This is a genomic window from Mycobacterium florentinum (assembly GCF_010730355.1).
Classification (GTDB): Bacteria; Actinomycetota; Actinomycetes; order Mycobacteriales; family Mycobacteriaceae; genus Mycobacterium; species Mycobacterium florentinum.
The window spans coordinates 5,868,383-5,880,455 of the sequence record NZ_AP022576.1 but is presented as its reverse complement, the minus strand read 5'-3'; the positions used below and the strand labels follow the sequence as shown (position 1 = coordinate 5,880,455).

Below are 12,073 nucleotides of genomic sequence, written 5' to 3'. Positions count from 1 at the left end.
CGGTCGGTCAGCACGTCGGAACGCAGCACGTCGAGTTCACATTGCAACGATTCGATGCGGCGCGGCGGATCCCGGTCCGGCCGCGGCCCTACTCGGCGCCGGTGGCGGCATGAATCCTGAACCCGTTCTCAGTGGTGTGCGACCGATTCGCTGCAGGTGTCGAGAACCACGACAACACCATTGGTGGCGTCCAGGCGGATGCGCATCCCCGTCTTGAGCCGGGCGACCGCTTCCCCGGTGTTCACCACACAGGGAATTCCCATCTCGCGGGCGACGATCGCCGCGTGACTCAGTGGACCGCCGATGTCCACGACCATTCCCGCCACCAGCGGGAACAGCGTGCACCAGCTCGGGTCGGTCACCTCGCATACCAGGATCTCCCCCGGTTCGAGTTCCTCGGCCACCTCCAGGCTGGTTGCTACTCGCGCCGAGCCATCGACGACGCCTCCCGTGATCGACACCCCGGTGACGGTGTCTCCTGCCCGCAGCTCGATTCGATCGGCGGTGTCTATGTGCGGCTGCGGCATGCCCTCCCACCGGTCCGGGAGGGTAAGCGTTTGGTACTCGGCCCGTTTGGCCTGCCTGCGCCGGGCGACATCGCCCACATCGCCGCGCGCACCGTCGAGTCCGCGCGCGACCTCGGACACGGTAAAAGAGAACACATCATCGGGCTGCGCGAACACGCCGTCGGCGACCAGTTCGGCACCATGGCGGCGGGCGGCGAACCGCGCGACGTCAATCCCCATCAAGAATGCCGCCTTTCCCACTTCGCGCAGCGGCAGATACCGCTGCGCGAGACGCAGCACGGCCCGCGCCTTGATCTGCTGATGCCCAGGCAGATTCGCCAACAGCGATTGCTCGGCCAAGACTCGTCTTTCGCGACGATCGGCCTGCTCGGTGGCCCGATCCTCGACGCCGTGGCGGGTGTACCGATCGGCGATCGAGGTCACCAGACTGGGGTCCTCCCGCCACGAGGTCGCCGATACTTCGCCTTCCTCTGGGCCGTGGAATCCATAGCGGGCCACAAAGGCATCGACCGAGAGGGCGCCACGAGACACATTCCAGAGCTCGGCGACCATCCGCGCCTCTTCATAGCCGCCATAGCCCGCCGCCAACTGGGTGACCAGGCCCGGATCGCCCGCCGCACGGGCAAGACGCGTGATTTGTTCGAAGAGCGCCTGCGTCACCGCCACCGCGATCATGTGAATGCGCATCGCGGCGTCGAACCGGTCGACCGATTGCGCCAACAACCGTCGGCTCGGAGTCGGATTCGACCGCCGAGTCTCGGCACTCCACCATCGATGCTGATCGCGGTGCAGCCGCTGCAGTCGCAGTGGCAACCGCGCGGCCTCCACCGGAAACCGGGCGAGCACGAACGGCAAGCGGCGCCACGAGTTTTCGCTCGGCACCCCGTCGCGCACGGACCCAAGGAGCTGCTCTTCCATTGCGTCCCCGGATGTTCCCGGCGTGAGATCGGCGATCTGGCGCAAGTGTGTGACATTCATGGCGGCACGGCCATAGAAGATCGCGGCGAATCGGTCGTCGACGCTGTCGGCTCGCCCCGTCAAGCGCCGAGGCAGCACTCCGAGCCGATGGTAGGCATACGGTACCGATACCTCATTGCCGATCGAGAAGATCGACCACGACATCGGTGTCGGCACACCCGGTATCGCTTCGGCCAGATTGACCGTGCTCCAAAACGTTGCCGGACCGCTCTGCTCGTGGAGCGGATCGGGCCAGTCCGACTCGCCGGTGCGGCCGGGTGCATTCTCTGCTGGACGAACGGACATCAACCTCCAGTCGTCAAAACAATGGTGTGAGCGATCGTTAACGCACTACAGCATGTCCAAACCTCTACGGATATGCAACCAGCAGCAGTCAGCGGCCCTCGAGTATGTGTCGCGCGGCGTTCTCGCCCCAACGCGCAGCCGATTCCATGGAACCCGCGCCGAACAGATCGCCGGCCATCTGCACCGGGCCGTCGGTGGGCAGCGAGTCACGCAGTGCGCTGTTGCGACGCCAGAAGCCGGGATCGGCGAGGTATCCCGCGTACGGCCAACGCGTTACCACCGACAGGTCGCGGTTCCCGGCTAGTTCGGGGCAGAGCCCTTCGACAATGCCGGCGGCCCATGTCTCCAGTTGCGCGTCGGTGTAGTCGAGGAACCTGTCGGTGACAGCCGTGTCGGTGTAAATGGTTACCAGGCTGTGCCCGCGAGGCGCGCGGTCGGGGGATTTGTTGTGCTGCAAGAAGATCAGCAGGGCTTCGCGATTCTCGACGGTGGGCACCAGGATGGTGTAGGCCCTGCTCTTGGTCGGAACCCGATAGCCGAGCGAGACACTGATCAACTTGACGTTGCGTAACTTGTCGCCGAAGGCCGGCGATGCCGTCGACAATGTCGGCCACATCTCGACCGCGCGGTGATACATAGCGCCGATGACACAGCTTCCCGCATTGACGTCGTGAGTCCCGCTGCTGTCGGTATACGACACCGCAACGCCGGATTCGGTCTCGTCGACGCGGTTGACGGTTGCGCCGTATCGCACGTCGAGCCGCGACGCGAGCTCGTTGGTCACCGTCGCCAAACCACCGCGCAGACTGTGCAGGCCCCCGGACCAAGCCCCCAATGCGCCTAGCACATTCACGCTGGAGGCCTCGTGGGCGCCGGATCCGGTCGTCAGGCGCATCATCGGGTCAATCAGATATTCGGCCACCTCACGGCCGAAATGACGCAGCGCGAAGTCGTGCGCGGACACGTCGGGATCGTCCAGCGCCGCCGACCGGCCCATATCGTAGGAGTCGACATCGCCGATCGCCTTGCGCAATCGAACGAGTCCGGCCAAAAGACGCAGCTTGCCCGGCAACGACAAAGCGGGCGTGAAGGGTAGGCGCAGCGGCTTGCCGGGGTCGATATCGATCACCCGCCCGCCCCGGACCAGGCCGATGACCGCGCTGGTATCCACCAACCGATCCGCGAGCCCGAGGTCCTCGACCAGCTTCAGATAGCTTGCGTATCCGGCGGTCAGCGCGTCCGGACCCGTGTCGACGATGTAGTCCCCATGTGACTCGGTTTGCACGCGACCACCCGGTCGGCTCGCCGATTCCAGGACGATGACCTTCGCCCCGCCTTCCTGCAAGCGGTACGCAGCCACGAGTCCGGACAGGCCCGCTCCGACCACAACGACCGGGGTCATGACCGGCCGCCCCGGCGTCCGATTCGCTGGCTATTAGATTTCATCGCACAACTCCACCGGCTCATCGCCCACCTTGTAAACGATCGTTATCATCGGCCAAGCTACCACAGGGCCTCAGCTCGTGACATCGTTTCCAGATCGCTCTGCGTCCTACCCCGCCACCGCAAAACGCCGCGCCACTGCCTGCGTAGTTTTGTGCTTATGCTGACTCCCGATGACCGCGTTACGGGAGCGAAAGAAAGCAGCGCTGCGCGCCACAATTGTGCGCTCCGCGGTGGAACTGTTCACCCAGCACGGCTACGACTCGGTCGGCATGGAGGAAATCGCCCACGCGTCGATGTGTTCACGCAGCACGCTGAACCGGTATTTCGGCACCAAAGAGGACGTGCTGTTCCCCGCCGTCTCCGAAGTCGTCGAAGGATTACGCCTTGCACTGGACAGTGCGCCGCGTAAGGGTGATCGCTGGACGGTCGCGCGCGTGGCGGTCACCGCGCAATTGGAGCAGTTCTTCGAGAATTTCGAGCCGGACCTGCGCGTGACGATCATGCGGCTGTGGTTCACCGAACCCGTGCCGCGCCGGCGCTACCTCGAAATCGCCCACGAATGGGAAGAGATCCTCAAAGGCTTTTTCGCCATCGGCCTGCCCGACACCCCCAATACTCACCTGCGCACTCAAGTGCTCGCGTCGGCGATGGCGTCGGCGCTGCGCGCGGTGCTGCATGCGGCGATCGAAAGCGGCGACGACGTGGCCAATCTGGCCGACACGGCGTTCGGCATGCTCGAGGCCGGCTTGCCCGGCTCCCAACCGACCCGCCGCAGGTAATCACCGGGGACCGAGCTTCCCCAATACCCGTTGCTGGCAACCGGGTTCGGCGGATCGACGACATCTACCTGCCCAAACTGACACACCTACGCTATTGACACGTCGCGTCAGTTTTTCATAGGCTGACCCCAGCCGACGGAGGAGTCAGCAATGAATGCTCGCAGTCAGCGCATCTGCGCGTGGGCCGGACCGGCGTGTGCGGTTACCTGGGTAGTCGGCTTCTTCTTTCTCGCCGGATTCATCCCGCCGCCGGCGCCGAGCATGGATGCCCACCAGATCGCCACCATGTTCGCCGAACACGGCAACCGGATCCGCGCCGGTCTGATCATCGTCGGATTCGGTGGTGCGATCTACTGCCCGTGGGCAGCCGCGATCAGCGTGCAGCTCAAGCGCATTGAAGGCCGATACTCACCCATGGCCTATACCCAGCTCGGTATGGGCTCCGTTTTCGTGCTCATCTTCGTTGCACCGGTGATGATGTGGCAGGCGGCGGCTTTCCGCCCGCTGGAAAACATCGAGATCACCCACCGCTTCAACGACATGGCCTGGATGCTTTTCATCGGGCCGGTCTGCACTATCTTCGTCCAAGGCATGGCGATCACCATCGCGATCCTCAGCGACAAATCCGAACGGCCCGTGTTGCCACGCTGGTTGGGGTGGTTCAACTTGTGGGCGCAGATCATCTATCTGCCCGGCGTGCTGATTCCGTACTTCAAGAGCGGACCGCTGGCGTGGAATGGCCTGCTGGCGTTTTGGATCCCGGTCGTGGTGTTCACCGTCTGGTTGTGCCTGATCACGGCGATGCTGTTGCGCGCGATCAGCGAGCAAGAACGTGCGTTCACCGAAGAATCCGCTACGGCCGCGACGGCCGGCGCACCCGCATGAGCACCCGCGCACAGCGAATTCTGATGTGGTGGGGCCTCACCTTCACCCTCGCCTACGGGCTGGTGTGGTGGCGGCTTTTTCATATGATGCCGCCGCCCACCGCGAAGTGGTCGGCAGACGAAATTGCCCGCTTCTACGTCCAACACGGCTCCTCGATCAAAATCGGCGCCACCATCTGCAGTTGGACGGGTGGCTTCATGGTGCCCATCACGGTGGTGGTGGCAGTTCAGATTGCCCGGCACGAAACGGGTAGACCGGTATGGGCGGCTCTCGCCTTCGCCGGCGGCACATTGATGTCGGTGCCCCTGGTGCTGCCCCCGATTTTCTGGGGTGTCGCCGCCTTCACCCCGACGCGGGCCCCCGAGATCACCGCCATCATGCACGAACTCGCGATGCTGACGTTCGTCACGACCGATCAGTACTACATCTTCATGTGGGTTGCGATCGCCGCCGTCGCGTTGATACCCAATACCGTTGTGCACACTCCGTTTCCGCGGTGGTTCGGGTACTACACCGCGTGGACGGCGCTGATGTTCGAGGCGGGTGCGATCGCATTCCTCACCCGCTCGGGTCCGTTTGCATGGAACGGCTTGCTGGCCTTTTGGTCACCGGTGCTGACGTTCTTCGCGTGGATAGTCGTAATGGCGGTCCTGATATTTCGCGCGATCGGGTTGTAGGAACAGGTTCAGCCCGCAGCGGTCGCACTGCACGGATAAGGCCGAACATCTTTTTCAGCGGGCTTTACTGCGATAACGTGAACGTACGTTCATAGTCGCTGCGCTCGCTGAGGAGATCGCATGACCCCGATTCAAGCCAAACTTCGAATATTCGGCGCCTGGTGCGGCCCCGGATACTTGATCCTGCTCTTCGTTGGTTGGGGTGCCTTCGCCGGCTTCCTGCCACCAGTTGCGCCGTCGCGCACTGCCGGCGAAATTGCGCAGATCTTCCAGGGCAACACCAACGGCATCCGGATCGGCATGGTGCTGGTGATGTGGTCCGCCGGTGTGTTCATCTTCTTCGCCGCCGCCATCGGACAGTTTCTGTCCAAGATCGAGGGCGGGCCGGGTGTGCTTACCTACGGCGTGCTCATCGGCGGCTGCGGGAATATGGTGCTGACGTTCTACCCGGCTGTGTGGTGGCTGGTCGCCGCCTACCGTCCGGAGCGCGCGGCCGACCTCACCTACATTTTCAACGACATGGCGTGGCTGCAATTCATCGGCGGGGTATCGATGTTCGCCGCGATGCCCGTTTCGATCGCCCTCGCGGCCTTCATCGACAAGAGCCCCGATCCGGTATTCCCGCGCTGGGCAGGCTATTTCAACTTCATGGTGGTCATGCTGATCATCCCCGACCAGCTGTTGTTCTTCTTCCATTCCGGGCCGTGGTCCTGGAACGGGCTGTTCGGACTGTGGATCCCGGTGGTGTTGTTCGGCGCCTGGTTCCTGGTGACGTTCTACTTGATGCGCGCCGCGGTGCTGCGGGCCACCCGCAATCCCGGCCACGCCGTCGAGAGCCTGGACGCCGTCGCCACCGCGGGGTAGTCAGACTCCTAAGCGCGCAGAGTCACTCACGCATCGGTTGGTCGGCACGGTCTGCCGATCGGGTCATCGGGTCGGGGCCGGCAACGCTTCATGGGCCGGGTGCGGATGGGCGACCACAGCGGCCACCAGTTTGACTACTGCACCAGCCGCAGCGAAGGTGGCCAATCCGCCCACCTGTGTCAGTACCCAGCCCACGTTTGTGTTGATGACCAGCCACGACGGCCAGCCCGCAGCAGCATTGACCGCGGCACTGGTGGTCAGCGCCAAGGGAATAACCGCCACTGTTCGCCAACCGCGGAAGTAGGAATCGAACTGGTAGATCAGCGCCGCCAGGACCAGCGGGATGGCGGCGTTGACCGCCATCCACCAGAGTGGAAACTTGCCGAGTAGCAAGGGCTGATACCCGTAATAGACATAGGGATTCATCGTCAGCAAGACGGTTTCGAACACCAGGTCTCCCAGCATCGCCGCGCAAAAAACGAGCCAGATCTGCTGCCGTGTCAGGCCTTTACGCAAGCCATTCCAGATTGCAGAGGTCGCGATGCCGAAATAGAAGAAGTAGGCCAGGCACAACCAGACCGGCAAGGGTCTGCCCCAGGCGGTAAAGGCCGTCCACGAATTCGAAGGGAACCAACAGGCACCCACCGTATCGACCATCGGCTCAAAAATCATGATGGCGCCGCCGGAAATCATCAGCAGCAGAACCAAGGGTCGACCGGTTCTAAACCAAACGATCAACGACAGAACCAGCGCAACGCTGACGATGCCGGCCAGGAAAACGGTGATGCCCAACTCGGCGGTTTTGTCGACGATCATATCGAGCGGGGGTTGCGGTGTGAGCATGACTTCATCTCCTCGGCCCGGTGATCGAGGGGCTCAGATCCACCCGGTTGGTCGTGCTGTCGCGGCGAGGGATGGGAACGCCCGGACCCGGGCAATCGAAGCTGGTGTTCGGGCCGCACACGCCGCCCAGCCGCCACGGCTGCTTCAGATACACACTCGACATCTCCGAATGCAAGGCATAAAGCTGGTAAGGGATGTTGTAGGTCAACAGGATTGACAACTGACACATGCCGACGATCGCAAGAAAGCGAAAGAAGGTCTTCAGCCGGCTACCACCGAATCTGAAGGTGTCGATTCCCCGTTCGGGCAGCGACCGGCCGTGGTCGTCACGGAAGAAGTGAACGCTGGACAAGAACACATAGGTGCCGGCCCAGCTTACGGTTTCGTACAGCGGGAACTGGTGATCGGTTCCGGCGAAAAGGCTCAGCTGCGGGATCACACTTGCGTAGCTGAACAGATTGGTTCTGGTGATGAAGCTTTCCAGCACCAGATCGAAGACGCAGAACGCCAGGTATGTCAGCAAAATCAGGCGCAGCTTGCTGATGCCGGGTTTGCGCCGGGTCAACCAGCCCATGAGTCGTGAGCCGGCCATCGCGGGGATCGCGACCAGCCAGAAATATGCGGTGCCCGCCCACATCGAGACGGGTATCAGCGCGGCGTTCGGCGAGCTCCACCCGGGGATGTGGTCCAGCCAACTGCCGAAGTTGATTGAGGTTGTGCTGTAAAGGAATTGGTAACTCGTCCAGTTGATCCACGGTTCTTGGAAGAACATCAAACCGCATCCGAGGACGAACAATCCGTCAAACGACAAGCGGCCGTCGCGGAGTTTGGGCCGGATCATGAAGACCCACACGATGGCAACGGTGACGACGAGCGCGAAGACTTCCCAGCCGCGCATCAAGCCCACATACCAGCCGGGCTCCTGACCGCGGCCGAGGGTGTTCGTCTTGAAGTCGCCGCTCACGACCCAAGCGGTCCAGCAATAGCAGATAAGGGCAAACCACAGACCCCCGTGGATGACCCACAGTGTCGCCGTATTGCGTTGGGCGACTTGGCGATCGACCGACGAAGCGCGGTCCAGGGTCGTCACGGCTGCCTCGGCATGGGTACGCCGGGTCCGGGACAGGTTTTCCCGTCACTGCCCGAGGCGCACATGTCGTTGATCATGTAGGACTTGTAATCGGCTGGGAACGGACCGGAATGCACCGCAAACCATTGCTGCGGAACCATATACAGCACGAGGAAGGACAGGTGCACGGCGCCGAAGATGGCGAGGAACTTGATCAGCTGTTTGGACTTCGGGCCCACCCGAATCTTGTCGAGGCCGCGCTCCACGACGGTTTGGCCCCGGTCGTCGCGGAAGTGGCTCAGACAAGCGATCGCGCCGAGTGCGATGCCGCCGAACAGCACGGTCTCCGACAGGGGCACCTGGTAGGTATGGCCGGCGAAGAGCGTGATGGCCCGAATCGCCCCGGGGTAGGCATAGATTTCGGTGCGCAACAGCATCGACTCGATGATCGTGTCCACCACAACCAGGCCGACGAAGATGAACGCGACCGACGCGGCGGGGCGGAACTTCGGCCAGCGCGCCTTGATCTTGCGCAGCATCCACAGCACGAACATGACCTGCGAGAACACCAGCGCTACGTAGCCGGGGATGGTGATGAACAGCGATTCCGGCAGACGGTTGGCGTCCGGGCTGACCCATCCCGGCCAAGATCCGTTTGCCCAGGCACCACGGTTGACCAGATGCGAGTTGTACAACAGGGATACCGACGTGTAGTTCATCGACATGTCCCAGAAGAACACCATGCCGGCGCTCAGCGTGAGCATGCCGTCGGTGGTCAGACGTCCTTCCCTGCGCCAAGGCCGGAAGACCCAAAAGTACAGGGCCACAACCGCGGCAAGCGGCACCGCGATTTGAAGCGCGACGAAAAGGACCTGGTGACCCGATGAGATTTGATCGGGACCGGGCGGGGTGGATTTGAAGTTGGGGCCGAGAACCCACCGCGCGAGCACCGCCACTTCGAAGATCAGCAGCACCGCCCCGGCCGCCGCCCATGCGCTCACCGGGCGCCAGGAGCGCAGCGCCTGGTCATCCGCGCGCGACGGCCGTCGGCCGGCATCCATGCCCTCACCCACGGTCGCTGTGCGGATGTCAGAGGTCATCGCTTCACCGTACCGCTGACTGATTATGTACTCAAGAATGATTTATAAATCAGATTCGAGTCCGCGAGCGTGGGGCCCAGGAACGAATTAGTGACATTTACCGTGCTCAGCGCCCACGCTCGGGCGCCGAGGGGGTGCTCAGAAGTACGAATCGATCAGCACGGTCAACCGGTCGCACGTTTCCGCGTCGTCGGTCAGCGGGCTTGCGATCGCGGACACCGCTGCAGCGCGTGGCCGCAAACCGGCACGCACGAGGGTGGCGGTCGCGACGAGCGCGCGGGTGGAGGCGGTTTCGCGCAGCGCGGCGTCATCGAGGCGCCGAATTGCCTGACCGAGCCGGATGATGTCGTCGAGCACGTCGGAGTCAAGGCCGCTCTCCTGTTGCAAGATCTTCTTCTCGATCTCCGGCGGCGGGAATCCGAGATCGATGCCGACCAGGCGCTGGCGCGTCGACATCTTCAGGTCCTTGAGAACGCTTTGATAACCCGGGTTGTACGACACCACCAGCTGAAAGCCTTCTGCCGCTTGTAGCTTGAGCCCACCGAGTCTTTCGATGTTCAGTTCGCGGCGGTGATCGGCGAGCGAATGCACCGCGACGATCGCGTCCTGCCGGGCCTCGACGACTTCGTCGAGGTAACAGATGCCGCCCTGGCGCACCGCTCGCGTCAGGGGTCCGTCCACCCACTCAGTTTGCGAATCCCGAAGCACGAACCGGCCCAGTAGATCTGACGATGTCATGTCCTCGTGACAACACACGGTGAACAGCGGCACCCCGAACTGGTCGGCCATGTGCTCGACCAGCCGTGTCTTGCCACAACCCGTCGGCCCCTTCAACATGACCGGAAGCCCAGAACGCCAGGCGGCGTTGAACACATCGACTTCATCGCCGACGGGAATGTACGGCCTGCCGCCGTCACGCGTCACATCCCGCTGATCCATTGTCAATTCGCTCATCCCCACCTCACTGCTCAGGAGTACGTGTTCATCGCGCTGCGCCGGGCCGCGTGCAGCGACCGCAGGTATCCATGGTGTTCTTCGCTCAGCAGCTCCCGTCGCCGCCCGTTGCTGCGGGTCACACTCAGCGCATTGAGCAACAGACCACGAAGATGGCGCTGAATATCGCCGCTTTGTCCGATCACCCTAAACGATGCGTCCGACCAGACATCCTCGAGAACCTCTGGCTCGGTGGACGACCGGATGCCGATTCCGGCGACGCCGATCCCCTGCAGCACGGCTTCCTTGATCGCCTGCCGCGCGTCCGCGCGCGCGTAGCGATCCTCGTAGCCGTCGTCGTAGGGCAGTCCATCGCCAATCACCAACAGCACCATGTTCTTTGCCAGCGCCTGCGATTGCAGGACGTGGGTCGCGTGCCGGATCGCTGCCCCGATGCGGGTGAACCCGGACGGCTGAACCGACTGCAGGCGGCGTTTGGCGGCCGTGTCGTACCGAGCGTTGAACGTCTTGACGCGCAGAAATCGCACGGCGTCCTTGCCGCGTGAATAGAAGCCGTATGTCCCGACCCGGTCGCCGAGCCGTTCCAATGCCACGGTGAGGTCACCCGCAAGGCGGCGTTCCTCCTCGAACACCACCCGACCGCCGGAGTCTTCCGCGGTCGAACCCGAACAGTCCAGCAGAACCAGCACCGACAGGTCGCGCTTGGTCAACCGGCTGCTCTCGTAGATGAACGGGTCCGGATGGTCGCCGTGCCGGCGGTCGGTTTCGTAGTCCACCAACGCGGACAGGTCCAGTGAATCGCCTTCGGACTGGCGCCGATGTCGTTGCGGCTCGATGCCGACCCGGGCAAGGGGCCGCTGCAGGAGAGGCTGTGCGGGGGCGTCATCGCGTGCGGACTCGATGTCGGCCGGATCGTATTCGGCGACAGCGCACCAATCGAAGCGATAGGCCCCCTTGTGGCAGTCCCACTCCGGGTAGCGGGTGCCGACGGCCGGAGCCGGGTCGAGCACCGCCGACACCAGCCGAGCCAGTGAACCCTTCTTGGCGTTTCGCCCGACGGGTCCGAACCGTTGCTTGCCGACCGGGATTTCGGCCGAACCCTGATTCTTGTCCTGTCCGCTGCGGCCCATCCCGAGGAGCTTCTGAATCGCATCCCCCAACGGATTGGGAATCCCCGGGGCCGACAACAGATTGACGATCTTGCTTTCGTCGTTCTCGTCGGTGTTGTCGTCGTCCGGTTGGGGGTCTTCTTCTTCGAGCTGGCCCAGCCGCGCCAGGTCATGGTCGGTGGGTGAGGCCCGCAGGTCCTCCTCACTTACGCGTCGTAATCGGGACGGCCGCAACGCACCGGCCCAGTCCGGGGACGACGCGATGCGTTCGCGACCCAGCGCGCGATCGAGCGACTCGTCGCTGGAGCGTGAGACTGGCCGCAAACCAACCGATTTCATCCGGCGCGCGGTTCGGACAGGCAGCACGTGATCCAATTGCTCAGCGACACGGCCCAGTTCCAGCGCCAGATAGCGCTGCGCGACGGCGGGGCGATGCCGCGCGAGTCGCATCATCAGGTCTTTACGCAGTGTGCCGGCCGCCAGGAGTGCGGCCTGCACCGCGACCGCATCACGCACATCCCCCGCATCCAGGCCGACGGCAACGAACACCGTTCGCC

The 12,073-nt window shown here is 63.4% G+C and carries 11 protein-coding genes; 4 read left to right on the top strand and 7 right to left on the bottom strand.

Annotated features, from left to right (window positions below):
* Positions 1-128: 128 nt before the first annotated feature.
* Positions 129-1,790, bottom strand: a complete 1,662-nt coding sequence (locus G6N55_RS27775) for a PEP-utilizing enzyme (protein ID WP_085221479.1) — start codon at positions 1,788-1,790, stop codon at positions 129-131.
* 88 nt (positions 1,791-1,878) lie between these two features.
* On the bottom strand, positions 1,879-3,192 hold the full coding sequence (locus G6N55_RS27770) for a protoporphyrinogen/coproporphyrinogen oxidase (RefSeq protein WP_085221478.1): 1,314 nt from the start codon (positions 3,190-3,192) through the stop codon (positions 1,879-1,881).
* Between the two features lie 214 nt (positions 3,193-3,406).
* Between G6N55_RS27770 and G6N55_RS27765 the strand changes: the two genes are divergently transcribed.
* The 4 genes from G6N55_RS27765 (at position 3,407) to G6N55_RS27750 (ending at position 6,441) form a co-directional block, all read left to right on the top strand.
* A complete protein-coding gene (locus tag G6N55_RS27765) occupies positions 3,407-4,015 on the top strand; it encodes a TetR/AcrR family transcriptional regulator (protein ID WP_085221477.1) in 609 nt (202 codons plus the stop codon).
* 150 nt (positions 4,016-4,165) lie between these two features.
* Complete coding sequence (locus tag G6N55_RS27760) at positions 4,166-4,900, top strand: hypothetical protein (protein ID WP_085221476.1); 735 nt, start codon at positions 4,166-4,168, stop codon at positions 4,898-4,900.
* Positions 4,897-5,577 (top strand): hypothetical protein, encoded by a 681-nt coding sequence (locus G6N55_RS27755; RefSeq protein WP_085221475.1) that lies wholly within the window; start codon positions 4,897-4,899, stop codon positions 5,575-5,577. The genes G6N55_RS27760 and G6N55_RS27755 overlap by 4 nt, the downstream gene beginning before the upstream one ends.
* Positions 5,578-5,697: 120 nt before the next feature.
* Positions 5,698-6,441 (top strand): hypothetical protein, encoded by a 744-nt coding sequence (locus G6N55_RS27750; RefSeq protein WP_085221474.1) that lies wholly within the window; start codon positions 5,698-5,700, stop codon positions 6,439-6,441.
* Positions 6,442-6,504: 63 nt separating this feature from the next.
* Here G6N55_RS27750 and G6N55_RS27745 read toward each other — a convergent pair whose 3' ends face one another.
* The 5 genes from G6N55_RS27745 to G6N55_RS27725 form a co-directional block, all read right to left on the bottom strand.
* Positions 6,505-7,284, bottom strand: coding sequence for a hypothetical protein (locus G6N55_RS27745; RefSeq protein ID WP_085221473.1), 780 nt, complete (start codon positions 7,282-7,284; stop codon positions 6,505-6,507).
* 4 nt (positions 7,285-7,288) lie between these two features.
* Complete coding sequence (locus G6N55_RS27740; RefSeq protein WP_085221472.1) at positions 7,289-8,374, bottom strand: spirocyclase AveC family protein; 1,086 nt, start codon at positions 8,372-8,374, stop codon at positions 7,289-7,291.
* Entirely contained in the window at positions 8,371-9,453 is a 1,083-nt protein-coding gene (locus G6N55_RS27735) for a spirocyclase AveC family protein (protein ID WP_085221471.1), read from the bottom strand. Before G6N55_RS27735 ends, G6N55_RS27740 begins: the two co-directional genes overlap by 4 nt.
* A gap of 138 nt (positions 9,454-9,591) precedes the next feature.
* Positions 9,592-10,407 (bottom strand): CbbQ/NirQ/NorQ/GpvN family protein, encoded by an 816-nt coding sequence (locus G6N55_RS27730; RefSeq protein ID WP_269474040.1) that lies wholly within the window; start codon positions 10,405-10,407, stop codon positions 9,592-9,594.
* 14 nt (positions 10,408-10,421) lie between these two features.
* A complete protein-coding gene (locus G6N55_RS27725; RefSeq protein ID WP_139826762.1) occupies positions 10,422-12,065 on the bottom strand; it encodes a nitric oxide reductase activation protein NorD in 1,644 nt (547 codons plus the stop codon).
* Between the last annotated feature and the right edge of the window lie 8 nt (positions 12,066-12,073).